General features: G+C 69.2%; 24 protein-coding genes. 10 read left to right on the top strand and 14 right to left on the bottom strand.

Features of this window, described 5'->3' with window-relative positions; genetic code table 11:
* The first annotated feature begins 230 nt into the window (after positions 1-230).
* From AOZ53_RS31240 to AOZ53_RS31210, 7 genes are all read left to right on the top strand, one after another.
* Positions 231-929: a glutathione S-transferase N-terminal domain-containing protein gene (locus AOZ53_RS31240; RefSeq protein WP_054429060.1), complete on the top strand. Its 699-nt coding sequence runs from the start codon at positions 231-233 to the stop codon at positions 927-929.
* A 253-nt stretch (positions 930-1,182) separates the two neighbouring features.
* On the top strand, positions 1,183-2,535 hold the full coding sequence (locus AOZ53_RS31235) for a c-type cytochrome (RefSeq protein WP_054474711.1): 1,353 nt from the start codon (positions 1,183-1,185) through the stop codon (positions 2,533-2,535).
* Positions 2,528-3,427, top strand: a complete 900-nt coding sequence (locus tag AOZ53_RS31230; RefSeq protein WP_054474710.1) for a c-type cytochrome — start codon at positions 2,528-2,530, stop codon at positions 3,425-3,427. Before AOZ53_RS31235 ends, AOZ53_RS31230 begins: the two co-directional genes overlap by 8 nt.
* A 72-nt stretch (positions 3,428-3,499) precedes the next feature.
* Positions 3,500-4,477, top strand: coding sequence for a LysR family transcriptional regulator (locus AOZ53_RS31225; protein WP_054490831.1), 978 nt, complete (start codon positions 3,500-3,502; stop codon positions 4,475-4,477).
* Positions 4,478-4,532: 55 nt separating this feature from the next.
* Positions 4,533-5,948 carry an FAD-dependent tricarballylate dehydrogenase TcuA gene (gene tcuA, locus AOZ53_RS31220; RefSeq protein WP_054490829.1) on the top strand — a complete coding sequence of 472 codons (1,416 nt, stop codon included), beginning with the start codon at positions 4,533-4,535 and terminating at the stop codon, positions 5,946-5,948.
* A complete protein-coding gene (gene tcuB / locus AOZ53_RS31215; RefSeq protein WP_054490832.1) occupies positions 5,935-7,140 on the top strand; it encodes a tricarballylate utilization 4Fe-4S protein TcuB in 1,206 nt (401 codons plus the stop codon). The genes tcuA and tcuB overlap by 14 nt, the downstream gene beginning before the upstream one ends.
* 85 nt (positions 7,141-7,225) lie before the next feature.
* Entirely contained in the window at positions 7,226-8,203 is a 978-nt protein-coding gene (locus AOZ53_RS31210; RefSeq protein ID WP_054490827.1) for a Bug family tripartite tricarboxylate transporter substrate binding protein, read from the top strand.
* 60 nt (positions 8,204-8,263) lie between these two features.
* On the opposite strand, the gene AOZ53_RS31205 is transcribed toward AOZ53_RS31210, so the two are convergent.
* The 6 genes from AOZ53_RS31205 to AOZ53_RS31185 form a co-directional block, all read right to left on the bottom strand.
* Positions 8,264-8,740, bottom strand: coding sequence for a hypothetical protein (locus AOZ53_RS31205; protein ID WP_054474708.1), 477 nt, complete (start codon positions 8,738-8,740; stop codon positions 8,264-8,266).
* Between the two features lie 53 nt (positions 8,741-8,793).
* Positions 8,794-9,516 carry a hypothetical protein gene (locus AOZ53_RS31200; protein ID WP_054490825.1) on the bottom strand — a complete coding sequence of 241 codons (723 nt, stop codon included), beginning with the start codon at positions 9,514-9,516 and terminating at the stop codon, positions 8,794-8,796.
* Between the two features lie 102 nt (positions 9,517-9,618).
* Positions 9,619-11,028, bottom strand: a complete 1,410-nt coding sequence (locus AOZ53_RS31195) for an aminotransferase-like domain-containing protein (RefSeq protein WP_054490823.1) — start codon at positions 11,026-11,028, stop codon at positions 9,619-9,621.
* 25 nt (positions 11,029-11,053) lie between these two features.
* Complete coding sequence (locus AOZ53_RS33985; protein ID WP_080977493.1) at positions 11,054-11,194, bottom strand: DUF2474 family protein; 141 nt, start codon at positions 11,192-11,194, stop codon at positions 11,054-11,056.
* Entirely contained in the window at positions 11,194-12,201 is a 1,008-nt protein-coding gene (gene cydB / locus AOZ53_RS31190) for a cytochrome d ubiquinol oxidase subunit II (RefSeq protein WP_054429041.1), read from the bottom strand. Before cydB ends, AOZ53_RS33985 begins: the two co-directional genes overlap by 1 nt.
* 4 nt (positions 12,202-12,205) lie before the next feature.
* Positions 12,206-13,642, bottom strand: coding sequence for a cytochrome ubiquinol oxidase subunit I (locus tag AOZ53_RS31185; protein ID WP_054490822.1), 1,437 nt, complete (start codon positions 13,640-13,642; stop codon positions 12,206-12,208).
* 5 nt (positions 13,643-13,647) lie between these two features.
* Between AOZ53_RS31185 and AOZ53_RS34895 the strand changes: the two genes are divergently transcribed.
* On the top strand, positions 13,648-13,890 hold the full coding sequence (locus tag AOZ53_RS34895; RefSeq protein WP_197286551.1) for a hypothetical protein: 243 nt from the start codon (positions 13,648-13,650) through the stop codon (positions 13,888-13,890).
* Between the two features lie 57 nt (positions 13,891-13,947).
* Here AOZ53_RS34895 and AOZ53_RS31180 read toward each other — a convergent pair whose 3' ends face one another.
* Both AOZ53_RS31180 and AOZ53_RS31175 read right to left on the bottom strand, forming a co-directional pair.
* Positions 13,948-14,166 carry a tautomerase family protein gene (locus AOZ53_RS31180; RefSeq protein WP_054429037.1) on the bottom strand — a complete coding sequence of 73 codons (219 nt, stop codon included), beginning with the start codon at positions 14,164-14,166 and terminating at the stop codon, positions 13,948-13,950.
* A gap of 58 nt (positions 14,167-14,224) precedes the next feature.
* A complete protein-coding gene (locus AOZ53_RS31175; RefSeq protein ID WP_054429034.1) occupies positions 14,225-14,962 on the bottom strand; it encodes an SDR family NAD(P)-dependent oxidoreductase in 738 nt (245 codons plus the stop codon).
* 113 nt (positions 14,963-15,075) lie between these two features.
* Between AOZ53_RS31175 and AOZ53_RS31170 the strand changes: the two genes are divergently transcribed.
* Positions 15,076-15,987 carry a LysR family transcriptional regulator gene (locus tag AOZ53_RS31170; RefSeq protein ID WP_054429032.1) on the top strand — a complete coding sequence of 304 codons (912 nt, stop codon included), beginning with the start codon at positions 15,076-15,078 and terminating at the stop codon, positions 15,985-15,987.
* On the opposite strand, the gene AOZ53_RS31165 is transcribed toward AOZ53_RS31170, so the two are convergent.
* Entirely contained in the window at positions 15,902-16,840 is a 939-nt protein-coding gene (locus AOZ53_RS31165; RefSeq protein ID WP_054490820.1) for an EamA family transporter, read from the bottom strand. The two genes, AOZ53_RS31170 and AOZ53_RS31165, sit on opposite strands and share 86 nt — an antisense overlap.
* A gap of 146 nt (positions 16,841-16,986) precedes the next feature.
* Here AOZ53_RS31165 and AOZ53_RS31160 point away from each other — a divergent pair, with 146 nt between their 5' ends.
* Positions 16,987-17,883, top strand: a complete 897-nt coding sequence (locus AOZ53_RS31160) for a LysR family transcriptional regulator (protein ID WP_054490818.1) — start codon at positions 16,987-16,989, stop codon at positions 17,881-17,883.
* Positions 17,884-17,949: 66 nt separating this feature from the next.
* Here the strand turns inward: AOZ53_RS31160 and phbB are convergent, their stop codons facing one another.
* Genes phbB through AOZ53_RS31135 form a run of 5 tightly spaced genes read right to left on the bottom strand, consistent with a single transcriptional unit; the run spans position 17,950 to position 24,161 of the window.
* Complete coding sequence (gene phbB / locus AOZ53_RS31155) at positions 17,950-18,696, bottom strand: acetoacetyl-CoA reductase (protein WP_054429029.1); 747 nt, start codon at positions 18,694-18,696, stop codon at positions 17,950-17,952.
* A complete protein-coding gene (locus AOZ53_RS31150) occupies positions 18,686-19,159 on the bottom strand; it encodes a hypothetical protein (RefSeq protein WP_054429028.1) in 474 nt (157 codons plus the stop codon). Before AOZ53_RS31150 ends, phbB begins: the two co-directional genes overlap by 11 nt.
* 44 nt (positions 19,160-19,203) lie before the next feature.
* Entirely contained in the window at positions 19,204-20,331 is a 1,128-nt protein-coding gene (locus AOZ53_RS31145) for an ABC transporter permease (protein WP_054429027.1), read from the bottom strand.
* A gap of 3 nt (positions 20,332-20,334) precedes the next feature.
* The gene (gene rbbA, locus AOZ53_RS31140) at positions 20,335-23,094 is read right to left on the bottom strand and encodes a ribosome-associated ATPase/putative transporter RbbA (RefSeq protein ID WP_054490816.1); all 2,760 of its coding nucleotides are present in this window, start codon (positions 23,092-23,094) and stop codon (positions 20,335-20,337) included.
* Positions 23,094-24,161, bottom strand: coding sequence for an HlyD family secretion protein (locus AOZ53_RS31135; protein WP_054460401.1), 1,068 nt, complete (start codon positions 24,159-24,161; stop codon positions 23,094-23,096). The genes rbbA and AOZ53_RS31135 overlap by 1 nt, the downstream gene beginning before the upstream one ends.
* Positions 24,162-24,204: the final 43 nt, after the last annotated feature.

Genomic DNA, 24,204 nt, shown 5'->3' with positions numbered 1-24,204 from the left:
CGGCGCGCGGGGCGGCGGGCCGCCGCCGCCGGCCGGAATCCCCTGCCGACGGCGCGGTTTTCCCTGGAACAGACCGTTGCAGCGCGAGTGCCCGCGGCGCGGCCACAAGGCGCTTGCCGGTGGGTGATTTGCGCTACATTTGCCCGACGCGCCGCGGGGCGCCGGCCAGAGGCCGCACCCGCCACGATCGCCACCCCTCATCGCCACCGGATCTCCAGGAGCTCCCCCGCATGTCTTCCCTCGACTCGTTCGCCATCACCCGGAAATGGCCCGCCCAGCATCCCGACCGCATCCAGCTGTATTCGCTGCCCACGCCCAATGGCGTCAAGGTGTCGATCCTGCTGGAAGAGCTGGGCCTGCCGTATGAGCCGCACCGGGTCAGTTTCGATACGCAGGACCAGTTCTCGCCGGAATTCCTGTCGCTCAGCCCGAACAACAAGATCCCCGCCATCCTCGATCCCAATGGGCCGGACGGCAAGCCGCTGGCGCTGTTCGAGTCCGGCGCCATCCTGATCTACCTGGCCAGCAAGACCGGCCAGTTCATCCCCGCCGACACCGCCGGGCGCTACGAGACCCTGCAATGGGTGATGTTCCAGATGGGCGGCATCGGCCCGATGTTCGGCCAGTTGGGCTTTTTCCATAAGTTCGCCGGCAAGGACTACGAGGACAAGCGTCCGCGCGACCGCTACGTGGCCGAATCCAAGCGCCTGCTGGGCGTGCTGGACAAGCGCCTGGAAGGCCGCGACTGGGTCATGGGCGACCAGTACACCATCGCCGACATCGCCATCCTGCCGTGGGTGCGCAATCTGGTCGGTTTCTACGGCGCCGGCGAGCTGGTCGAGTTCTCGCAATTCAAGAACGTCGCGCGCGTGCTGGAGGCCTTCGTGGCGCGTCCGGCGGTGGCCAAGGGTCTGACGATTCCGGCCTGACGGGCGGTGTGCGCCGGGGACGGCCGGGGCCTGACGCCCCGCCGGTCCCGGCAAAATTGGCCCAACACCGGACTATTCTCGTGTTAACGAGTCTCCAAGATTCGGCCTGTTTGCGCCGGGTCAAACAACCCCGATACTTTCATGCTTTTCGGTAATATGTTTATTACTTAAAAGCGTAAGCTGCCTCCATAAGCTGGACGACGCAGTACGAACACCCGACGTGCGCGCTGCCCGGCACGCAACGGAGGGTCAAATGAAGCATTTCGGGATCAAGGCGGTGGCGCTGGTGGCGCTGCTGGGGATAGGCGGCGGCATCGGCGGCGCCCATCTGCTGACCGCCAGCCGCAAGACGGACACCACGGCCAGCGTCGATCCGCAGGACCGCCGGCTGGCCGAAGCCGGCGCCTATATCGCGCGCACCGCCGACTGTGTCGCCTGTCATAGCGTGCCGGGCGACAAGCCCTTCGCGGGCGGCCTGGCGATGCAGACGCCGGTCGGCACCATCTATTCGTCCAATATCACGCCCGACAAGGCCAGCGGCATCGGCGCCTACAGCTACGCCGATTTCAAGAACGCGGTGCAGTACGGCATCCGCAAGGACGGCGCGGCGCTCTATCCGGCCATGCCGTATCCGTCGTACGCCATCATGCCCGACCGCGACATCCAGGCGCTCTACGCCTACTTCATGGCCGACGTCGCGCCGGTCGCCAAGCCCAGCGCCGATTCGACTATCCCGTGGCCCCTGAACATGCGCTGGCCCATGGCCTGGTGGCAGCTGCTGTTCGCCGGCAAGCGCGACTTCGCCGCGCCGGCGGGCGCCGACGAGCAGGTCAAGCGCGGCGCCTACCTGGTGGAAGGCCCGGGCCACTGCGGCGCCTGCCACACGCCGCGCGGCCTGGCCTACCAGGAAAAGGCGCTGTCGATGGCCGACGGCGACGCCTTCCTGTCGGGCGCCGTGATCGACGGCTGGCGCGCCAAGAGCCTGCGTGGCGAGGCCCGCGGCCTGGCCTCCTGGAGCGCGGCCGATATCGCGCTGTTCCTGAAGACCGGCCGCACCGACCGGGTGGCGGTGTTCGGCGCCATGGCCGACGTGGTCGAGCACAGCACGCGTTATTTCACCGATGACGACCTGGCCAGCATCGCGGCCTACCTGAAGCAGCTGCCACCGGTGCCGGGCAAGGCGCCGGTATTCCCCGCCAAGGCGGACAACACCACCGCGTCGCTGCTGGCCGGCCGCTACGACTCGCGCGGCGCGGTGATCTACATGGAGCATTGCGTCATTTGCCACCGGGCCGACGGCCAGGGCATGGCGCGCATCTTCCCGGCGCTGGCGGGCAACTCCGCGATCTTCGCGCAGAACCCGCAGTCGATCATCCAGATCACCCTGGAAGGCGGCAAGATGCCCGCCAACGACCATGACGCCATGGCCTTCGCGATGCCGCGCTTCAACCACCTGAGCGACCAGGACATCACCGACGTCATCAACTTCATCCGCACGGCCTGGACCAACCAGGCGCCGCCGATCGCCAGCGACGAGGTCGCTCACATCCGCGGCTTCCTGGCCAGCAAGAAGCCGAACATCGTGTCGGGAGGCAAGCATGAATAAGCTGTACAAGATCGCCGCCGCGGTGGCGCTGATGGCGGGCGGCGGCCTGGCCGCGCTGGCGGCTCCGCCCGCGCCGGCGGGCGAGCCCAAGACCTTCGCCGTGCTCGACAAGGACGGCAGGCGGTTGGCCGACTACACCATTCCGTCCGACACCCTGATCGACAAGGAGCCCAACGCCGAGCAGATCCGCTACGGCCAGCGCCTGCTCAACGAAACCCGCCGGCTGCTGCCGAACAACACCGGCGCCAGCCTCAACTGCAGCAGCTGCCACGTGCAGCAGGGCAAGAAGCCGTTGGGCGCGCCGTACATCAATTCGGTCAATTCGTTCCCGCAGTTCAACCCGCGCGCGGGCCGCGAAGTGACGTTGGCGGACCGCATCAACGGCTGTTTCCAACGCTCGATGAACGGCAAGCCGCTGGACAAGGCCTCGCCCGAAATGGCGGCGATGCTGGCCTACATGAAGTGGCTGGCGCAGGATGTGCCGCATGGCGCCCAGGTGCAGATCAAGAACGCCTGGCCCATCGACACCAAGCTGGTGCCTGATTCGGCGCGCGGCAAGACCCTGTACGCGGCGCAGTGCGCGGCCTGCCACGGCGCCAACGGCGAGGGCAAGCGCGACGGCGCCGGCAACATCGTGTTCCCGCCGCTGTGGGGCGACGAATCGTTCAACATCGGCGCCGGGCTGGCCCGCACCTACAAGGCGGCGGCCTTCATCCGCAACAGCATGCCGATGGGGGTCAACACCCATGGCAACTGGGGCGAGGGCGCGGTGCTGTCCGACCAGGACGCGGTCGACGTGGCCGAGTACTTCACCCACATGCCGCGGCCGGACTTCCCGCCCAAGGAGAAGGACTGGCCGGACGGCAAGAAGCCGAAGGACGCGCGCTACTGAGGCGTGGCGGGGCGAGCGGCCGGCTTGCCCCGCGTCCTACAATCGGCGGGTCATCCTTCGTCCGGGCCCGCCATGGAACTGCGCCAGCTTCGTTATTTCGTCCGCGTCGTCGAAGCCGGCAGCATCGGCCGCGCGGCGATGTCGCTGGGCATGGTGACCTCCGCGCTCAGCCAGCAGATCAGCCGGCTCGAAGGCGAGCTGGCCACGCGGCTGCTGCAACGCAGCGCCAGCGGCGTGGTGCCGACCGACGCGGGGCTGGCGTTCTTCCGCCAGGCCCAGCTCGCGCTGCGCCATGCCGACGACGCCGTCGACGCCGCGCAGCAGGCGCGCCTGGCCGGCCATGTCAGCGTCGGCCTGTCGTCCACCACCGCGTCCATCCTGGGGGCGCCGTTCGTGCAGGCCATGAACCAGCGCTATCCGGATATCCGCCTGCATCTGGTCGAGGCGCTGTCGGGCCACCTGGCCGACATGCTCAACGGCCGCCAGCTCGACCTGGCCGTCGTGTTCCACGCCGAGGCGGCGCGCCGCTGGAGCGTGATGCCGCTGCTGGACGAGCCGCTGTACCTGTGCGCCGGGCGCGGCATGGCCGGCCTGCCCGCCGGCCCCACCACCCGCCTGGAGGCCATCGCCGGCCTGCCGCTGGTGCTGCCCAGCGGCCGCCACGGGCTGCGCGCCCTGGTCAGCCAGGCGTTCCAGCAACGCGGCCTGACGCCGCGCGTGGTGGCCGAGGTCGATGGCCTGGCGCTGCTGATGGACGTGGTGCAACTGGGCTATGCCGCCACCATCCAGCCCAGTTCGGCCACCGCGCGCATCGCGCCGGGGCAGCTGGCCATGGCGCGGATCGACGACGCCGACCTGTTCCGGCCCAACCTGCTGGCCAGCCTGTCGGATGACGAGCTGTCGCCCGCCGCGCTGGCCGCGCGCCTGGTGCTGGCGGACGTGTCGCGCACCCTGGCGCGCGACGGCAGGTGGGCGGTGACGACGTTGCACGCGGCCGGATCGGAGGCCGCACCCTTCACGAATCATGAAGACCCGTTGACGCCGCGCTGATATCGCGGCGCGCGGCGCCGGCCTACAGTCCGTTCCTTGATCCGGGAACGAAGACATGGTCGATGTATTGGTGGTGGGCGGGGGCAATGCGGCGCTGTGCGCGGCCCTGATGGCGCGCGAGGCCGGCGCCAGCGTGTTGCTGCTGGAGGCCGCGCCGCGCGAATGGCGCGGCGGCAATTCGCAGCACACGCGCAACCTGCGCTGCATGCACGACGCGCCGCAGGACGTGCTGGTGGACGCCTATCCGGAAGAGGAATACTGGCAGGACCTGCTCAAGGTCACCGGCGGCCAGACCGACGAAAAGCTGGCGCGGCTGGTGATCCGCGCGTCCGCCACCTGTCGCGACTGGATGCGGCGCCATGGCGTCCATTTCCAGCCGCCGCTGTCGGGCGCGCTGCACGTGGCCCGCACCAACGCCTTCTTCATGGGCGGCGGCAAGGCGCTGGTGAACGCCTATTACCGCAGCGCCGAGGCCCTGGGCGTGCGCATCCGCTACGGCGCGCCGGTGGACGCGCTGGAACTGGAGAACGGCCGCTTCAAGGCCGCCCGCATCGGCGCCGAGCGCATCGAGGCGCGCGCCTGTGTGCTGGCGGCCGGCGGTTTCGAGTCCAACCGCGACTGGCTGCGTGAGGCGTGGGGCCAGAACGAGCGCGGCGAATGGCCGGCCGACAACTTCCTCATCCGCGGCACCCGCTACAACCAGGGCGTGCTGCTCAAGTTCATGCTGGACGCGGGCGCCGACCGCATCGGCGATCCGTCGCAGTCGCACTGCGTGGCGATCGACGCGCGCGCGCCGCTGTACGACGGCGGCATCTGCACCCGCATCGACTGCGTCTCGCTGGGCGTGGTGGTCAACCGCGACGCGCAACGCTTCTACGACGAGGGCGAGGATTTCTGGCCCAAGCGCTACGCCATCTGGGGCCGCCTGACCGCCATGCAGCCGGGGCAGATCGCCTATTCCATCATCGACGCCAAGGCCGTCGGCCGCTTCATGCCACCGGTGTTTCCGGGCGTCACCGCCGATTCCGTGCCGGAACTGGGGCGGCGGCTGGGGCTGGACCCCGTGGCGTTCGAGCGCACCCTCCGCGAATACAACCAGGCCTGTAGAACCGGCACCTTCGACCACACGACGCTGGACGACTGCCGCACCGAGGGCCTGGCGCCCGCCAAGACGCACTGGGCCCGGCCCATCGACACCGCGCCGTTCTACGGCTACGCGCTGCGGCCCGGCATCACGTTCACCTATCTGGGCCTGAAAGTGGATGAGACCGCCGCGGTCCGTTTCAACGGCGTGCCCAGCGACAACCTGTTCGTGGCGGGCGAGATGATGGCCGGCAATGTGCTGGGCAAGGGCTACACGGCGGGCGTGGGCATGTCCATCGGCACCGCCTTTGGCCGCATCGCCGGCACCCGCGCCGCGGCCGCCGCGCGCCAATCGCATCACGCAGGAGCATCGCATGCGGCAGCTTGAGACCCTGGCCCGCGAGGCCCAATCGTTCGCGCAGCCGGCCCCGGCGATGATCGAACAGCCGGTGCGCTGGCATGGCCGTGGCGCCGCCGTGCTCAGCCCGGACGAAACCGAGGTGGCGCGCGTCATGCAGATCTGCAACGCCTGTCGCTACTGCGAAGGCTTCTGCGCCGTGTTTCCGGCCATGACGCGGCGGCTGGAGTTCGGCAAGGCCGACCTGAACTACCTGGCCAACCTGTGCCACAACTGCGGCGCCTGTCTGCACGCCTGCCAGTACGCGCCGCCGCACGAGTTCGCGGTGAACGTGCCGCAAGCCATGGCCAAGGTGCGATTGCAGACCTATACCGAATACGCGTTTCCGGCCGCGCTGGGCAAGCTGTACCAGCGCAACGGGCTGACGCTGTCGCTGGCCACGGCGGCGGGGCTGGCGTTGTTCCTGGCGTTGACGGTGATGCTGACGGGCGGCCTGTTCCACGCGCCGCTGGCGGGCAATTTCTACGCGGTGTTTCCGCACAACACGCTGGCGCTGATGTTCGGCGCGGTGTTCGGCTGCGCCATGCTGGCGCTGGGCATCGGCGCGGCGCGCTTCTGGCGCGATGTCAGCCCCGGCGCGGCCAGCGGCGCGGCGGTGGCCGAGGCCGCGCACGATGCGCTGCGCCTGTGCTACCTGGATGGCGGCCACGGCCAGGGTTGCAACAACGCCGATGACGCCTTCACGCCGTGGCGCAGGCGCTTTCACCACTTCACGTTCTACGGCTTCATGCTGTGCTTCGCCGCCACCTGCGTGGCCACGCTGTATCACTACCTGCTGGGGCAGCAGGCGCCGTATCCGTTCTGGAGCGCGCCGGTGCTGCTGGGCACGGCGGGCGGCATCGGCCTGTTGATCGGGCCGGCGGGCCTGCTGTGGCTGAACCTGAAACGCCATCCGCTGCAGGGCGACGCGGCGCAGAAGCCGATGGACCGGGGCTTCATCGCTTTGCTGTTCCTGACCAGCGCCACCGGCCTGGCGCTGCTGGCCGGCCGCGATACCGGCGCCATGGCGCTGCTGCTGGCGGTGCACCTGGGCGTGGTGATGGCGCTGTTCCTGACCCTGCCCTACGGCAAGTTCGCCCATGGCATCTATCGCTCGGCCGCGCTGTTGAAGTGGGCGATCGAAAAGCGGCAGCCCGACAAGTTGCGGTTGGGCGCCGATTGAGCCGCGCGGCGGCCACCGCCCGGCCGGCCAGCGCATGACGGCGTCCTCGAAGGCGCCGCGATTCCAATATCCTCAGGAGACTCGCATGTTCCCTTATCGCCTTGCCCATGCGGCATTCGCCGCCGCCTGTCTGCTGCCGGCCCTGCCGGCCGCGCACGCGCAGACCTATCCCGCCAAGCCCATCACGCTGGTCGTGCCGCATTCGGCCGGCGGCACCTCCGACATCCTGGCCCGCACGGTGGCGGCCGAGGCGGCGAAGACGCTGGGGCAGACCATCGTGATCGACAACAAGGGGGGCGCCAACGGCACCATCGCCGCCAAGCAGGTGGCATCGGCCGCGCCCGATGGCTATACGCTGCTGCTGGCGACCGCCAGCACGCATGGCATCAACCCGTCGCTGTACTCGCGCATTTCGTATGACGCCGTCAGGGACTTCACGCCGGTCACGCTGCTGGCCACCGTGCCCAACGTGCTGGTGGTCGGTCCCAACGTGAAGGCCGCCACCGTGTCCGAGCTGATCGCTTACGTCAAGGCGCGGGGCGATCGCAGCAACATGGGATCGGCCGGGGCCGGCACGCCGGGCCACCTGGCCGGCGAGATGTTCAAGCGCGCCGCCGGCCTGCAGTTCACGCATGTGCCGTACAAGGGCGGCAGCCCGGCCATCACCGATTTGATCGGCGGCCAGATCGACTTCATGTTCACGACGATTCCGGGCGTGCTGCCGCACGTGAAGGCAGGCACGCTGCGCGCGCTGGCGGTGACCTCGCCGCAGCGCTCGCCGGCGTTGCCCGAGATCCCGACCATGGCGGAATCAGGCCTGGCGGGCTTCCAGGCGCTGTCGTGGCATGGCGTGGTGGCGCCAGCGGGCACCCCGGAGGCGGTGGTGGCGCGGCTGAATGAGGCCCTGGGCGGCGCGCTGGCGGCGCCGGCGGTCAGGCAGCGTCTGATGGAAGAGGGCGCGCAGGCGTCGAACTTGCATACCGCCGCGTTCACCGCGTTCATCGGCCAGGAGATCGCGGCGTGGGCGCAGGCGGTCAAGGACTCCGGCGCGACCGCCAATTGAGGCGCGAGGCGGACAAGCCCCCGTGGGCCTTTGTCCGCTAGAAGCGCGTTGGCTGGCCGTTCAGCGCGCCTGGTAGGCGTCGCACAAGGCCAGGTATTCGTCGCCGCTGATCTCCAGCGCCATCGCCTGGATCAGCACGCGCTTGCGGTTCGGCAGCGAGGTCTTCAACTGGATCTGGCGGGCGGTGGGGATGCCGACGTAGGTCTGGTTGACGTAGGTGTTCTCGTTGATCGCCTGCCACGGGATGACCGTGCCGTCCTTCACCCGCAAGCCTTCGCGGGTGAAGGTGAACACCGGCTGGGCCGGGCCGAAGGCGCGCATCAGGCAGCGGATCACCAGCCATACGCCGATGGCGGCGATGGCCGCGAAGAACGCCATGCCGCCGAGATTGCCGCGGGCGCGGGCGGCCAGGGCGCCGAACGCCACCGCGCCCACCGTCCAGATGATGGCGCCGGCGATGAGGCGGTTGCGCGAGTAGTACACCGGACGGTCGGCCAGCGTTTGGGCTTGGTGCGAGGCGGAGCTGTAGATTTCCATGTCGAGGCTGCGTGGTGGGAAGGAGGGGCCGCCGCGAAGGGCGGATGTCGGAGTCAGGCGGCGGGAAGGTAGCGCTGCAGACAGGCCAGCATCACCGGCTCGTTGTCGATGCGGGAGCGGTCGATCTTGTGGGTCTTGCCCCGCGCGACGATGATCAGCGTTTCGTCGGTCTCCATGCCCTCGCTGTCGGACTGCGTGCGGATCGTGTCGATCGCCGTCCACGGAATCTGCTGGCCCTTGTGCACCAGCCCGGCCGCGTTCATGCCGAGGGCGCCGAAGGCGACGGTGGCGCCGGCATCGATGCGGCGCCGGGCGTCGGCTTCGAGATCGCCGCCGACGCGCGCGTCCAGAAGCTCCAGCAGTTCGTCGGCGCCTTCCCAGATAGCCAGGCGCAAGCGCACGCGTTCGCCGTTGGCCAGCGTGAGCAGCAGATGATCGCGATTGTGTCGATGACGCAGCGATGCGATGTCGCTGAACGCCACCGTGCGTGCGCCCAGGTGCAGCGCGCGGTCATCCAGCGTCAGGGCGGCGGGCGCGCGCCACCAGGCGACCAGGTCCGAACCGCGCCACAGCAGGTAGCCCACGGTGGGCAGCGTCAGGAAGAAGACCAGCCACATGGCGCGATAGCGCAGCATCTCGACCAGCAGGCCGCGCGGCAGCAGCCAGATGTCAATGATGGCCAGCAGCTGCGCGCTGAACAGGTACAGCAGCGCGGCCGCGCCGAGGTAGCAACCCAGCGCATGGCGCGGTAGAACACGGGGAAAGGAAGCCGTCATGAGCAACGCGCCGCGACGCGGCACCGTCCTGATGTTGAAGGCTTCGCACTCTAAGGGATGGGCGCCGGGGCGGGGTTTCCATCTGTATCAATATGGCGGATTTCATGTCGCCATGAGCTTGCCGAGTGTCGCCATGCCTTGCTCCATTTCCGCGTTCCAGGGGTGGCCGCAATTCAATCGCAGGAAGTTGCCGAACGCGCCGGACGATGAAAACAGCGGCCCTGGCGCGATGCTGATGCCGTGGTCCAGCGCCGCGCGATGCAGGCGCAAGGTGTCGATGTGCGCGGGCAGTTCGACCCAGGTGAAGTAGCCGCCCAGCGGCCGCGTTGCGCGCGTGCCCTTGGGAAAGTAGCGCGCCACCGCCTGCAGCATCTCGCCTTGCTGCAAGGCCAGCGTCTGGCGGAACTGGCGCAGGTGGCGGTCGTAGCCGCCCTGGGCCAGGTAGGCGGCAATCGCCGCCTGTGTCGGCGCGGCGGTGGCCAGGCTGGTGGTGAGCTTGTTGCGCATGATGGCGCGGGTGTAGCGCCCGGCCGCGACCCAGCCGACTCGGTAGCCCGGCGCCAGCGTCTTCGAGAACGACGAGCAGTGCATCACCATGCCGTCGGCATCGAAGGCCTTGGCCGGCCGCGGCCGGTTGGCGCCGAAATACAGTTCGCCGTAGACGTCGTCCTCGATCAGCGCCACGCCGTGGCGCGTCAGCAGCCTGACCAGCGCTTCCTTCTTGGCCTCGGGCATGAGGCTGCCGAGCGGATTCTGGAAGGTCGTCATCAGCCAGCAGGCGCGCGGCTGGTGTTGCACGATGGCCTGTTCCAGCGCCTGCAGGTCGATGCCTTCGCGCGGATGCGTGGCCACCTCGATGGCGTGCAGCTGGTTGCGTTCGAGCGACTGCAGCGCGGCATAGAACGTGGGCGATTCCACGATCACCGCGTCGCCGGGCCGCGTGACCGCGCTCAGGCACAGGTTGAGCGCGTCGAGCGCGCCGTTGGTGATGATGATGTCGTCCACCGGCACCGTCAGGCCGTCGGCCAGGTAGCGCAGGGCGATGGCGCGGCGCAGGGCCGGGTCGCCGGGGCTGAGATCGTCGATGGAGCCCCACGGGTCCAGCTGCTGCACCGTGGTCGCCATGTAGCGCGCCAGCCGGCCATAGGGCAGCAGCGACGGGCTGGGAAAGGCCGAGCCGAACGGCAGCATGTCGCGCCGCAAGGTGGCGTTGAGCACCTGCAGCACGTTGTCGCTGACATCGACGGGATGGCGGCCCGCGGCGGCGCTGGACAGGTCGTCGGGCTCGGGCAGCGCGGCCTGCGAGGCGCGCAGCACGTAGTAGCCCGAGCGGTCGCGCGCGCGGATCAGGCCGCGCGCTTCCAGCAGGTAGTAGGCCTTGAACACCGTCGACGGACTGACGCCGCGGCTGGCGCTGGTCTGGCGCACCGAGGGCAGCCGGTCGCCCGCCTGCAGCAGGCCCGACAGGATCGAGGCGGTGATTTCTTCGGTCAACCGTTCATAGCGCTTCATGAGGGGATCCGGGGAAGACGGCGGTTCAGGTCGACATGCCGATGGCGCGCATCACCAGCCGCAGCGCGCCCGCGGCCAGGCCCAGCGACGCCACGCCGCCGGCCCAGATCAACAGCAGCCACAGCAGCCGGCTGCGCCAGGAGGGCAGGGAGGTCGGCGCGGCCATCAGTGAAACGCCTCGCCGGTGCGCACCTTGCCGCGGAACACGTAATAGGACCAGGCGGTGTACATCAGGATAATCGGAATGATGGCGAGCGCGCCGACCAGGGCGAAGCCCAGGCTCTGCGGCGGCGCGGCCGCGGTCCAGATCGACACGTCCGGCGGAATCACGGCGGGCCAGATGCTGATGCCCAGGCCGCTGTAGCCCAGGAACACCAGGCACAGCGCCAGCACGAACGGCCCCGCGGCCGGCGCGCCGCGCACGCGGCGCATCAGGTCGATGCCGGCGGCCGCCACCAGCAGCGGCACCGGCAGGAACCAGAACATGTTGGGCAGGCTGAACCAGCGCTGCGCGATATGCGGCTGCGCCAGCGGCGTCCACAGGCTGAGCGCGGCGATCACCGCCAGCAGCGCCAGCGTCAGCGGCCGCGCCAGCGCGCACATGTGGCGATGCAGGCGGCCCTCGGTCTTCATGATGAGCCAGGTGCAGCCCAGCAGCGCGTACGCCACCACCAGGCCCGCGCCGGTGAACAGCGAGAACGGGCTGATCCAGTCCCACGGCCCGCCCTGGTAGACGCGGTCGACCACCGGGATGCCTTCGATGTAGGCGCCCAGCGTCACGCCCTGGAAGAAGGTGGCGCAGAGCGAGCCCAGCACGAAGGCGCGGTCCCACAGCGCGCGGTGGCGCGGGTCGGCCTTGAAGCGGAACTCGAACGCCACGCCGCGGAAGATCAGCCCCAGCAGCATGAACACCAGCGGCAGGTGCAGCGCGCTCAGGATCACCGAGTACGCCAGCGGAAACGCGGCCAGCAGCCCCGCGCCGCCCAGCACCAGCCAGGTCTCGTTGCCGTCCCACACGGGGGCGACGGTGTTGACCATGGCGTCGCGCTCCTCGGCGTCGGCGATCAGCGGAAAGAGGATGCCGATGCCCAGGTCGAAGCCGTCCATCACCACGTACATCATCACGCCGAACAGGATGATGACGGCCCATATCAATGCAAGGTCGATGCCCATGGCGTCAGGCTCCTTTGAATCCAGGTTGCGCGGACGGGGCGTCCGCCGAGGTGGAGGCGGCCGAAAGCGGCCGCGACGGCTGGCGCGGTTCGCCCGGGCCGCCGGACAGCGGCGCGTGGCCGGGCGCCGGCGTCGGTCCCATGCGGATCAGGCGCAGCATGTACGACACGCCGGCGCCGAACACGAACAGGTACACCGCCACGAACAGCGCCAGCGTCAGCGTCAGTTCGCCCAGGCCGTGGCGGGTGGCGGCGTCGGCCGTGCGCATCACGCCATAGACGACCCAGGGCTGGCGGCCGATCTCGGTCACGTACCAGCCGGCCAGGATGGCCACCAGCCCGGACGGCCCCATCCACAGCGCGAAGCGCTGCAGCGCGCGCGACTGGTACAGCCGGCCGCGCCAGCGCGCCCACAGCGCCCAGGCCGCCAGCAGGATCATCAGCATGCCCAGCCCCGCCATCACGCGGAACGACCAGAACACCACGGTGGCGTTGGGCCGGTCCTCGCGCGGATACGACTTCAGGCCGGGGAACTGGCCGTCCCAGCTGTGCGTGAGGATCAGGCTGCCCAGGCGCGGCACGTTGAGCGCGTAGCGGGTCTCTTCGCGTTCCATGTCGGGAATGCCGAACAGCGTCAGCGGCACGCCCGCGCCCGGTTCGTTGTCCCAATGGCCCTCGATCGCGGCGATCTTGGCGGGCTGGTGCTTGAGCGTGTTCAGGCCGTGGAAGTCGCCCACCACCGCCTGCAGCGGCGCCGAGATCGCCAGCATGGCCATCGCCATCGCGAACATCTTTTTCACCGCCGGGCTGCGGTCGCCGCGCAGCAGGTGCCAGGCGCCGGACGCGCCCACCATCAGCGCGGTGGCCAGGAATGCGGCGATGCCCATGTGCGCCAGGCGATAGGGAAACGAGGGGTTGAAGATCACCGCCAGCCAGTCGGTCGGCACCACGCGGCCGTCCAGGATCTCGTAGCCCGCGGGGGTCTGCATCCAGCTGTTGGACGCCAGGATCCAGGTGGCCGACACCAGCGTGCCCAGCGCCACCATGATGGTCGAGAAGAAGTGCAGGCCCGGGCCCACGCGCGACCAGCCGAACAGCATCACGCCGAGAAAGCCGGCCTCCAGGAAAAACGCGGTCAGCACTTCGTAGGCCAGCAGGGGCCCGGTGACGCTGCCGGCGAAATCGGAAAAGAAGCTCCAGTTGGTGCCGAACTGGTACGCCATCACCAGTCCGGACACCACGCCCATGCCGAAGTTGACGGCGAAGATCTTGGTCCAGAAGTGGTAGAGGTCGCGGTAGACGGTGTTGCGGGTGCGCAGCCAGCAACCTTCGAGCACGGCCAGGTAGCTGGCCAGGCCGATGGTGATGGCCGGAAAGATGATGTGGAAGGAAATGGTGAATCCGAACTGTATTCGGGCAAGCAGTAACGCGTCGCTATCCATGGCGGGTGATTCCTGACTTCAAGGCCCGCGCGATCCTGCCGCCAACGGGCGGCGTGCGCGGACAGGCCGATGCCTGTAGCGCCAAGATAGGCCGGCGGCGCTGTGCAGTACAGATTCAGACGACGCTGAAAAAAGCGGATCAGTTTGGGGCGTGGGTGGATCCGGGACCGCATCGCCACAGGGGAAACCGCGTCAACGGCATGAAAGGGCCAGATCATGGCGTTACAAAAAAAGCGGCGCAGCAATGAAGCTGCGCCGCTTGATCCGGCCGGCTGGAGAGTGCACCCGGCGCCAGGTCGGACCGTTCAAGTCGATGGCGCGGCGCGTTGCCGTTGGCGCAGCGCCGTGACGGTTTCGCCACCGACGCCCCAACTGTCTGTGTCGACTTCCTCGATGACCACGAACGTGGCTTGCGGGTCCTTGCCGAGCACGCGCACCACCAGGTCGGTGGCGCCCTTGATCAGCTCGGCTTTCTGCTCGCGCGTGGCGCCTTCGCGGGTGATCTGGATGTTGATGTAAGGCATGCGGATTCCTCGATGCGGGATAGGCCGGCGCGCGCGCCGGCGGGGCGGGTCAACGGGCTTACCAGCGGCCGGCCGCGGCGCCACCGTCGACGGGGACGATGGCGCCGGACGTGAACGACGAGTCGGTCAGGTACAGCACCGCATCGACCACGTCGCTGGTGTGTCCGCGGCGGCCGGACGGCGACAGGCGGTCCAGGAAATCCGTGTCGCCGCCGTCATGCATGGGCGTTTCGATGATACCCGGGGCGACGGCGTTGACGCGGATATTGTGCGGCGCCAGTTCCAGCGCCAGCGCCTGCGTCGCCTGGTTCAGGCCGCCCTTGACCAGCACCGGCAGCAGCGCCGGCACCTGCTGCTGCGGCTGCAGCGCGATGCTGGCGGTGATGTTGACGATGTGCCCGCCGCCGTGGGCGGCCATGTGGGCGGCGGCTTGCTGCGACGGGTAGAAGAAGCCCTTGAGATTGGTGCCGAACAGCGCGTCGGCGTCGTCGGGGGTGTATTCACCCAGCGGCTTGGCGATGAAGATGCCGGCATTGTTGACGAGCACGTCGACCTTGCCAAAGGCCTGCGTGGCGCGGTCGAACAGGGCGCGCGCGGTGTCGGGGTGGCCGATGTCGCCGGCCACGCCCAGGAAACGCGGCGGATTGCCCAGCTGGCGGGCGGCCTGCGCCAGGCGCTCGGCGCTGCGGGCATTGCCCACGACGTTGTCGCCGCGCTCCAGATAGGCGCGGGCGATGGCCAGGCCGATGCCGCTGGAGGCGCCGGTCACGATGATGGTCTTGGGTTGCTTGGACATGTGTGGACTCCGAGATAAGAGGGGGTAGCGCCACTCTACTTATGACTCGAAACGTGATAAACACACCAAATATCAAATCAATGAATACACCGTGTAATGAATAGGGGCCTGCCATGCAACGCCGTTTCGAAGACCTGATGCTGGGCAGTGTCGAACTGTTCTGCCTGGCGGCCGAACTGCAGAGTTTCACCGCCGCCGCCAATGCCGCCGGGGTGACGCCGGCCGCGGTCAGCCGGTCGGTGTCGCGGCTCGAAGAACGGCTGGGCGTGCGCTTGTTCGTGCGCACCACGCGGCAGATCCGCCTGACCGCGGCGGGCCAGCGCTACATGGAGCAATGCCGTTCGGCCCTGGCCCTGCTGAACGAAGCAGAGCGCGAAGTCACCGGCCAGCAGGCCGAGCCGGCCGGCAAGCTGCGCATCAGCCTGCCCACGCCTTACGCGCATCATCGCGTGCTGCCGCTGCTGGGCGAGTTCCGCCAGCGCTACCCGCTGGTGCAGGTCGATGTCCACATCAGCAACCGCAACATCGACTTTGCCGAGGAAGGCTACGACCTGGCGATCCGGGGACGCCTGCCGCCCGATTCCAATTTGGTGGCGCGCAAGCTCGAGGACGCGGAGATGGTGCTGGTCGCCGCGCCCGGCTATTTGCGGCGGGCGGGCACGCCGCGCACCCTGGACGATCTGCGGGAGCACGACTGCATCCAGTTCGAACTGCCCAGCACCGGTCGCAACATTCCCTGGATCTTCATGCGCGATGGCCGACAGATCGAGGTGCCGACGGCAGGCGGCACCAGCTGTTCGGGCGACGTGCTGGGCGGGGTCAGCCTGGCGCGCCATGGCGCCGGATTGTTCCAGGCCTATCGCTTCTCGGTACGGGAAGACCTGCGGCGCGGCGATCTGGTTGAAGTCATGCAGGCATTCGGCGGCGCTTCGCGCGCATTCACCCTGCTTTATCCCCATGTGCGCCACGTGTCGCTGCGGGTGCGGACGTTTGTGGATTTCCTGCTGGAGCGCCTGCGCCAGTGAGCGTCGCGCGGCGCTGCGCCCGCTGGCTCAACCACACGCTGCCCACCACGATCGCCATGCCGGCCATCTGCGCCGCGCTCAGGCGCTGGTCGAGCAGGGCCCAGCCCAGCAGCACCGCCGAGACCGGACTCAGGAAGCCCAGCGACGACACCACGGCGGGCTCCAGGCGCGCGATGCCGCGGAACCAGATCACGTAGGTCAGCGCCGCGCCGATCAGCCCCAGGTAGGCGATACCCAGCACGTTGAGCGCGGTCACCGGCGGCAGCGCGGGTTCGGCCAGGAGCGCCACCGGCAGCAGCAGCACGCCGCCCGCCGTCAGCTGCCACGAAGTGAAGGTCAGCGCCGACACCGGCGGCAGCCAGCGGCGGCTCAGCACCGTGCCCAGCGCCATCGACGCGGCGCTGGCCAGTCCGGCGGCCACGCCCACCGGATCCAGCGCCGCCTTGGGGCCGAGCACCAGCAGCGCCACGCCGCCGATGCCGGCCAGCGCCGCCAGCACCGCCAGTCCGCGCACCGGCGTGCCCAGCAAGGCGCGCGCCAGCAGGATCACGACCAGCGGCTGGATCGCGCCCAGGGTCGCGGCCACGCCGCCCGGCAGGCGGTAGGCGGCCACGAACAGCAGCGCCCAGAACACGGAGAAGTTCAGCGCGCCCAGGATCGCGGTGCGCAGCCACCAGATGCCGTGCGGCAGCTGGCGCACGGCCAGCAACAGCAGCAGGCCGGCGGGCAGCGCCCGCAGCATCGCCACCGTCAGCGGATAGCCCTGCGGCAGCATCAGGGTAGTGACGACATAGGTGCTGCCCCAGATGGCGGGGGCGGCGGCGGTCAGGAGCAGGTCGGCGCTGCGGGACATGGCGGGATTCCTTCAGGCCGGCTGGCGCCAGGGAGGGCGGGCCGGCGGCTTCGATACCGACAGGCTAATTGAATCGCCATCGAACGATAATATCGATTCCGGTCGCGACATCATTCACTGGCAGTAAATTAAAAAAGGGCCGTCCCATGGATCATCTCACCGCGCTCAAGGTCTTTCGCCAGGTGGTCGAGCAGGGCGGGTTCGCCGCGGCCTCGCGCCAGTTGCGCCTGTCGCCCGCGGCCGTCAGCAAGAACATCGCCGAGCTCGAGGCGCACGTCGCGGCGCGGCTGCTGAACCGCACCACGCGCCGCATGAGCCTGACCGAGGCGGGGCGGCAGTACTACGAGCAGGTGGCCCGCATCCTCGACGATCTGCGCGACGCCGAGCAGGCGCTGGGTCCGCTGCAGCAGGAGCCCGGCGGCACGTTGCGGGTCAGCGCGCCGATGTCGCTGAGTCTGACGCTGCTGTCGGCCGCCATGCCCCGGTTCCTGGCGCGTTACCCGCGCCTGTCGCTCGACCTGCATCTGGAGGACCGCCGCATCGACCTGGTCAAGGAAGGCTTCGACGTGGCCATCCGCGGCAGCGACCGGCTGGAGGATTCGAGCCTGGTGGCGCGCAAGCTGATGGCGCTGGAACACGTGCTGTGCGGCGCGCCGGCGTACTTCGACCAGCATGGCGAGCCGGCGCAGCCCGCCGACCTGCGGCGCCTGGAGTGCGTGCGCTTCACGCTGTCGGGGCATGCGGACGAATGGACCTTCCGGCGCGGCGCGCAGGTCGAGCGCATCCCGGCGCGCGGCCGCTACAAGGTCAGTTCCAGCCTGGCGGTGTGCGATGCCTTGCGGGCCGGATTCGGCGTCAGCCTGGTGCCGCGGGTGTATGTGCGCGACGACCTGGAGCGCGGCACGTTGCGCGCCGTGCTGCCGGACTGGACGCCGGTGGAGACGGACGTGTACGCGGTGTACCCGTCGCGGCGTCACGTGGTGGCCAAGGTGCGCGCGCTGGTGGACTTCCTGGTCGAGGAACTGGCGCCGCCGCCGACGTGAGGCCGGCGGGGCGACAGGCCGGGCGCGGGACGCGGCATCGCGCCGCCGCCCGTCGCCCGGCGCGCGTCAATACATGTGCTGGCCGCCGTTCATGGCGACATTGCTGCCGGTCATGAACGCCGCCGCGTCGCTGCAGATGAACGCCACCAGCGCGGCGATCTCGTCGGGCTCGCCCAGCCGGCCCAGCGGAATCTGCGGCAGGATCTTCTCCTTGAGCACGTCCTCGGGCACGGCCTTGACCATGCGCGTGGCCAGGTAGCCGGGCGACACGGTGTTGACCGTGACGTTCTTCCTGGCCAGCTCCAGCGCCAGCGCCTTGGTGAAACCGTGGATGCCGGCTTTCGACGCGGCATAGTTGGTCTGCCCGAAGGCGCCCTTGGAGCCGTTCACCGACGAGATGTTGACGATGCGTCCCCAGCCGCGGTCGGCCATCGGCCCGCACAGGGGCTGCGTCATGTTGAACATCGAGTCCAGGTTGCTGCGCAGGACGTCGTTCCAGTTCTCGTAGCTCATCTTGCGCAGGCTGGCGTCGCGCGTGATGCCGGCGTTGTTGATCAGGATGTCGATCTCGCGGCCGTCGTCGGCCAGGCGCCGCGCCAGCGCCTGGCAGGCGTCGTAGTCGGCCACGTCGACCTTGACCATGTCGTAGCGGCGGCCGGCGGCCGCCTCTTCGTCGAGCCATTCGCGCGTGGCCGCTTCGCTGGAATGGCAGGTGACGATGACGTCGTGGCCGGCGTCGTGCAGGGCCCGTGCGATGGCGCGGCCCAGGCAGCCCGCGCCGCCTGTGATGAGCGCGGTGCGTTTAGTCGCCATGGCGGGCTCCGAACTGGCTGGCTTCGCGCATGGCCGAGCAGGCCGAGGTCATCTGGTCGCAATACGACGACCACATGCGTGTCAGCGGCGAGTCGGTCAGGCCGCCGCTGGCCGCGGCCGAGGCGTTGCGCAGCCAGCCGCTCACGGCTTCGCTGACGCCGGCGGCCAGCGCCGCCTGGTCTTCCAGCGCGGCGTGGGTGATGGCCTGGCTGGCCTCGAGCTGGCACTGCCATTGCTTGCGCGTGACCTCGCCCAGCGCGGGGGCGATGTTCTGCCAGTTGCCGTCGAGCTTGAGCGGCGCCAGGGTCGACAGGTACTGGCCGGTGCCGTCGCTGGCCAGGCGCTGGCCCAGCTGCAGCCAGCGCTGCTGGCTTTCGCGCGCCAGCTCGCCCAGTCGTTGGCAATAGGCGGCGTTGGCGCCGGCGAGGTCCTGGGGCGTGGGGGCGGTTGTCTTCTTCATCATGCGTCCTTTTAAGAGAGTGGTAAGGGGCAACGAATGCACAGGCCTCACGCCATCTGGCTGAGGGTCTTGCGGAATCGGGTCAACGAGAAGGCGAACAGGACGCTGCCGATCAGCGCCAGCGCCAGGAAGGGCTGCCACACGACGCTCAAGCCCGCGCCGCGGAAAAGAATGGCCTGGCCGAGTTCCACGAAATGGGTGGTGGGGGCGGCCAGCATGATGTTCTGCACGAAATCCGGCATGCTCTCGCGCGGCGTGGTGCCGCCCGACAGCATCTGCAGCGGCAGCAGCACCAGCACCAGCAGCATGCCGAATTGCGGCATGCTGCGTGCGAGGGTGGCCATGAAGATGCCCATGGAGGTGGTCGCGAACAAGTGCAGCGCCACCCCGGCCAGGAACAGCGCCACCGATCCCTCGACCGGCACCTGCAGCAGGCCACGCACGACGAATGTCAACGATAGCGCAGCCGACACCAGTACCACCAGCCCCATGGACCAGACTTTCGCCAGCATGATCTCGGTCGGTGTAACAGGCATGACCAGCAGGTGCTCGATGGTGCCGTGCTCGCGCTCGCGGATCAGGGCCGCGCCGGTCAGGATGATCGACAGCATCGTGACGTTGTTGATGATCTCCATCAGGCTGCCGAACCAGGCCTGCGTCAGATTGGGGTTGAAGCGCATGCGCACGGCCAGGTCCACCGGCAGCTCGGTCGGCTTGCGGTAGCGCTTGACGAATTCATTGATCTCGTCGGTGATGATCTGCTGGATGTAGCTGCTGCCGGTGAACGCCTGGCTCATGCGGGTGGCGTCCACGTTCAGCTGGATCTCGGCCGGCTTGCCGGCCAGCACGTCGCGCTGGAAGTTGGGCGGGATGTTGACGGCGAAGGTGTAGCGTCCGGCGTCCATGCCGGCGTCGGCCTCGGCCGAGGTGATCATTTCTGGCCGGGTGAAGTGCGGCGGGTAGAAGGCCGAGGTGATGCGCGCCGACAGCGGCGAGGCGTCCTCGTCCACCACCGCGATCGCGGCGTTGTGCAGCGACTCGGGCACGGCGGTGGCGGCCGTGTAGATCATCAGCGTGAACGACACGAAGATCAGGACCAGCATCATCGGGTCGCGCGCCAGGCTCCACAGTTCCTTCACGCCCAGCCGGAAGATATTGGCGGTATGTCGCGGCATGGTTCAGGTCTCCTGTTTCTTCAAGAGCAGCACCGAGGCGCCCAGGATCACGGGGATCGCGACGAGCAGGGGCCAGAACGAGCCCTGCAGGTTGGAGAAATCCAGCGCCTTGCTGAACACGCCGCGGCTGATCGTGAGCATGTGGGTGGCGGGGTAGACCTGGCCGATCAGCTTGCCGGCGCCTTCCAGCGACGACACCGGGTTGAGCAGGCCGGCGAACTGCACCGCCGGCACCAAGGTGCCGATCATGGTGAAGAACAGCGCCGCGATCTGGCTGCGGGTGAAGGTCGAGGCCAGCAGGCCGATGGCGGTGGCCACCACGTTGTAGATCAGCGCGGCGGCCAGCAGCGTGAGGAAGCTGCCGGTGATCGGCACGCCGAACAGCGTCACCGCCAGCAGCGTCATCAGCAGGAAGTTGAGCATCGCCAGCGCCACGTAGGGCGCCTGCTTGCCCAGCAGGAATTCCAGCCGCGTCACCGGCGTGACGTACAGATTGATGATCGAGCCAAGCTCCTTCTCGCGCACCACCGCCAGCGCCGTCAGCATCGCCGGCATCATCAGCAACAGCAGCGGGATCACGGCCGGCACCATGGCCGGCAGGCTGCGCACGTCCGGGTTGTAGCGAAAGCGCGTCTCGATGCCGACCTGCTGCGTGGCGCCGGCCCCCAGCCGTTCGCGCGCCTGCTGCTGCAGCCAGCCCTGGTGCATGCCGAGCACATAGCCGCGGATGGTCTCGGCGCGCTGCGGCATGGCGCCGTCGATCCAGACGCCGACCTGCGCGTTGCGGCCGCGCTCGGCGTCGCGCGCGAAGCCCTGCGGAATCTCGATCGCCAGCGACAGTTCGCCGCTGCGCATGCGCGCGTCCATGTCCTGGTAACTGCTGATCGGCGGCTGTTCGATGAAATAGCGCGAGCCCGCCAGGTTCAGGCTGTAGTTCTGGCTCAGCGTGGTCTGGTCGCGGTCCATCACCGCGTAGCGCAGGTCTTCCACGTCCAGGCTGATGCCAAAGCCCATCACGAACATCAGCAGCAGCGAGCCGGCCAGCGCCAGCGTGGCGCGCACCGGGTCGCGGCGCAGTTCCAGCGCCTCGCGCCACATGTAGCTGAAGGTGCGCTGCAGGCTGAAGCCGCGGGTCTCGTGCGCCGGTGGCTCCGGGGCGGCGGCCGGCGCGGGCACTTTCGCCTCTGTCTGGGCCTGGCCCGGCTGGGTGCCGGCCCCGGCGTCGATCAGATAGGCGATGAAGGCCTCTTCCAGCGTCCTGGCGCCGCGCATCCGCGTGATCTCGTCGGGCGCGGCGCTGACCAGCACCTTGCCCGCGTGCATCAGCGACATGCGGTCGCAGCGCTGCGCCTCGTTCATGAAGTGGGTCGAGATGAAGATGGTGACCTGGTCGCGCCGCGCCAGCGCGATCAGCAGGCGCCAGAAATTGTCGCGCGCCACCGGGTCCACGCCCGAGGTCGGTTCGTCCAGGATCAGCAGCTCGGGCTTGTGCACCATCGCGACCGCCAGCGACAGGCGCTGGCGCACGCCCATCGGCAGTTTCTCGGGCAGTTCGTCCAGCACGTCGCCCAGGTCGAAGCGCGCCGCCATCTCGTCGACCCGGCCGGGAATCTCGGCCTCGGGAACGTGGAACAGCCGCGCATGCAGCACCAGGTTCTGCCGCACCGTCAGTTCGCCATACAGCGAGAACGCCTGCGACATGTAGCCGACGCGGCGGCGCGTGTCGATGTTGCGCGGGTCGACCTCGGCGCCGAACAGCCAGGCCTTGCCCTCGCTGGCCGGCAGCAGGCCGGTCAGCATCTTCATGGTGGTGGACTTGCCGCAGCCGTTCGAGCCCAGGAAACCGAAGATCTCGCCCTTGCGGATGCGGAAGTTGACGTGATCGACCGCGACGAAGTCGCCGAAGCGCATGGTCAGGTCGCGCGCCTCGATGGCGATGACGGCGTCGTCGTCCAGCGTCAGCGGCGGGATCTCGACGGGCTTGTGGCCGCGCCGCTTTTCCTCGGGCAGCAGCGCGATGAAGGCGGCTTCCAGCGTGTCGGTGCCGGTGCGCTGGCGCAACGCATCCGGCGTGCCGGTGGCCAGCACGCGGCCCGCGTCCATCGCGATCAGCCAGTCGAAGCGCTGGGCCTCGTCCATGTACGCGGTGGCGACGATCACGCTCATGCCGGGGCGGTCGCGGCGGATGTCGTTGATCAGGTCCCAGAACTGCGCCCGCGCCAGCGGGTCGACGCCGGTGGTGGGCTCGTCCAGGATCAGCAGGTCGGGGTCATGGATCAGCGCGCAGCACAGGCCCAGCTTCTGCTTCATGCCGCCGGACAGCTTGCCGGCCGGCCGCGACAGGAACGACGCCATGCCGGTGCTTTGCGTCAGGCTGTCGATGCGGCGGCGGCGCTCGGCCTCGCCGTGGCCGAACAGGCGGCCGAAGAATTGCAGGTTCTCTTCCACCGACAGGGTCGGGTAGAGGTTCTTGCCCAGGCCCTGCGGCATGTAGGCGATGCGCGGGCAGACCGCGTCGCGGTGCGCCTTGCTGGCCATGTCGCCGTCCAGCACCTCGACCGTGCCGGCCTGCACCGCGCGCGACCCGGCGGCCAGCGCCAGCAGGCTCGACTTGCCCACGCCGTCGGGGCCGATCAGGCCCACCATGCGGCCGGCGGGGATGTCCAGGGAGATGTCGTCCAGCGCCAGCGTCTTGCCATAGCGCAGCGTCACCCCCGACAGCTTGACCACCGGGGCGGGGGAGGCTGTCGTGGTCGCGGTCATCACGGCACCTTGACTTCAAGGTTGGCGGGCCATTGCGCGTCGCCGTCCAGCTTCAGCCAGGCCACGCCGGGCAGGCCGGTCTTGACCTGTTGCAGGTGCTGCCGCAGTAGTTCGGGATCGATCTGCGCCTTGACGCGGAACATCAGCTTCTGGCGCTCGGTGGCGGTCTCGACGGTCTTGGGCGTGAACTGCGCGGTGCTGGCCACGAACGACACCTTGGCCGGGATCACGTATTGCGGCGCGGCGTCCAGCACGATGCGCACGTCCTGTCCCAGCGCCACGCGGCCGGCGGCCTGCTCGGGCAGGAAGAAGGTCATGTAGACGTCGGCCAGGTCGACCATGTTCAGCACCTTGCCGCCCGCGCCCAGCACTTCGCCGGCCTGCGCCACGCGGTATTGCACGCGGCCGTCGCGCGGCGCGCGCAGTTCGCTGTCGGTGATGTCGGCCTCGATGCGGGCGATGGTGGCCAGCGCGGCGTTGACCGCGGACTGGGCGCCCACCTGGGCCGCCTTGGCCGCGTCGATGGCCGCCTGCGCCGCCTTGACCTGGGCGCGCGCGGCGTTGACGGCGGCCTGCGCGCTGCGCATGCGGGCGCGGTCGTCATCCAGTTCCTGGATCGACGAGGCGCCTTCCCTGGACAGCGTCTCGGAGCGCGCCAGGCGCCGGCGCGCGGCGTCCAGCTCGCTTTCGCGCTGCGCCACCACGGCCTCGGCGGCCAGCTTGTCGCTCTCGCGCTGCGCGATCTGGGCGCTGGCGCTGGCGGCGTTGTTGATGGCCTGCTGGTGCTGGGCGCGCGCTTCCTCGCGCTGCGCCTGCAGCGTGTCGATCTGCATGCGGGCCAGCGGCTGGCCGGCGGCGACGAAGTCGCCCTCGGCCACCAGCACGTCCTGCACGCGGCCGGCCAGCTTGGTGGCGACGTCGACCTCGGTGGCCTCGATGCGGCCATTGCCGCTGACGAAGCCGGCGCCGGGGCCGGTGTCGGACAGCATGCGCCAGCCGTAGTAGCCGGCGACGGCCAGGGCCAGGATCGCGAGGACGGGAATCAGTTTTCGGGTAGGCAGCTTCATGGTGCGGGTCCTGTGTTTATCGGCTCCGGGCGGCGGGGGCGGC

The sequence above is a fragment of the Achromobacter sp. 2789STDY5608621 genome (assembly GCF_001299375.1).
Classification (GTDB): Bacteria; Pseudomonadota; Gammaproteobacteria; order Burkholderiales; family Burkholderiaceae_B; genus Achromobacter; species Achromobacter insuavis.
This window is presented reverse-complemented; position numbering and strand designations above follow the sequence as displayed.

What these genes read in the sequence shown, in the direction of transcription:
- AOZ53_RS33985 (WP_080977493.1), bottom strand. Translation starts at nt 11,194, where the DNA reads ATGGCCGCGCCGACCTCCCTGCCCTCCTGGCGCAGCCGGCTGCTGTGG.
- AOZ53_RS31135 (WP_054460401.1), bottom strand. Translation starts at nt 24,161, where the DNA reads ATGAAGCTGCCTACCCGAAAACTGATTCCCGTCCTCGCGATCCTGGCC.
- AOZ53_RS31195 (WP_054490823.1), bottom strand. Translation starts at nt 11,028, where the DNA reads ATGAAGCGCTATGAACGGTTGACCGAAGAAATCACCGCCTCGATCCTG.
- AOZ53_RS31210 (WP_054490827.1), top strand. Translation starts at nt 7,226, where the DNA reads ATGTTCCCTTATCGCCTTGCCCATGCGGCATTCGCCGCCGCCTGTCTG.
- AOZ53_RS31150 (WP_054429028.1), bottom strand. Translation starts at nt 19,159, where the DNA reads ATGATGAAGAAGACAACCGCCCCCACGCCCCAGGACCTCGCCGGCGCC.
- phbB (WP_054429029.1), bottom strand. Translation starts at nt 18,696, where the DNA reads ATGGCGACTAAACGCACCGCGCTCATCACAGGCGGCGCGGGCTGCCTG.
- AOZ53_RS31145 (WP_054429027.1), bottom strand. Translation starts at nt 20,331, where the DNA reads ATGCCGCGACATACCGCCAATATCTTCCGGCTGGGCGTGAAGGAACTG.
- AOZ53_RS31170 (WP_054429032.1), top strand. Translation starts at nt 15,076, where the DNA reads ATGCAACGCCGTTTCGAAGACCTGATGCTGGGCAGTGTCGAACTGTTC.
- AOZ53_RS31180 (WP_054429037.1), bottom strand. Translation starts at nt 14,166, where the DNA reads ATGCCTTACATCAACATCCAGATCACCCGCGAAGGCGCCACGCGCGAG.
- AOZ53_RS31160 (WP_054490818.1), top strand. Translation starts at nt 16,987, where the DNA reads ATGGATCATCTCACCGCGCTCAAGGTCTTTCGCCAGGTGGTCGAGCAG.
- AOZ53_RS31205 (WP_054474708.1), bottom strand. Translation starts at nt 8,740, where the DNA reads ATGGAAATCTACAGCTCCGCCTCGCACCAAGCCCAAACGCTGGCCGAC.
- AOZ53_RS31185 (WP_054490822.1), bottom strand. Translation starts at nt 13,642, where the DNA reads ATGGATAGCGACGCGTTACTGCTTGCCCGAATACAGTTCGGATTCACC.
- AOZ53_RS31225 (WP_054490831.1), top strand. Translation starts at nt 3,500, where the DNA reads ATGGAACTGCGCCAGCTTCGTTATTTCGTCCGCGTCGTCGAAGCCGGC.
- AOZ53_RS31240 (WP_054429060.1), top strand. Translation starts at nt 231, where the DNA reads ATGTCTTCCCTCGACTCGTTCGCCATCACCCGGAAATGGCCCGCCCAG.
- rbbA (WP_054490816.1), bottom strand. Translation starts at nt 23,094, where the DNA reads ATGACCGCGACCACGACAGCCTCCCCCGCCCCGGTGGTCAAGCTGTCG.
- AOZ53_RS31175 (WP_054429034.1), bottom strand. Translation starts at nt 14,962, where the DNA reads ATGTCCAAGCAACCCAAGACCATCATCGTGACCGGCGCCTCCAGCGGC.
- AOZ53_RS31200 (WP_054490825.1), bottom strand. Translation starts at nt 9,516, where the DNA reads ATGACGGCTTCCTTTCCCCGTGTTCTACCGCGCCATGCGCTGGGTTGC.
- tcuB (WP_054490832.1), top strand. Translation starts at nt 5,935, where the DNA reads ATGCGGCAGCTTGAGACCCTGGCCCGCGAGGCCCAATCGTTCGCGCAG.
- cydB (WP_054429041.1), bottom strand. Translation starts at nt 12,201, where the DNA reads ATGGGCATCGACCTTGCATTGATATGGGCCGTCATCATCCTGTTCGGC.
- AOZ53_RS31165 (WP_054490820.1), bottom strand. Translation starts at nt 16,840, where the DNA reads ATGTCCCGCAGCGCCGACCTGCTCCTGACCGCCGCCGCCCCCGCCATC.
- AOZ53_RS31235 (WP_054474711.1), top strand. Translation starts at nt 1,183, where the DNA reads ATGAAGCATTTCGGGATCAAGGCGGTGGCGCTGGTGGCGCTGCTGGGG.
- tcuA (WP_054490829.1), top strand. Translation starts at nt 4,533, where the DNA reads ATGGTCGATGTATTGGTGGTGGGCGGGGGCAATGCGGCGCTGTGCGCG.
- AOZ53_RS31230 (WP_054474710.1), top strand. Translation starts at nt 2,528, where the DNA reads ATGAATAAGCTGTACAAGATCGCCGCCGCGGTGGCGCTGATGGCGGGC.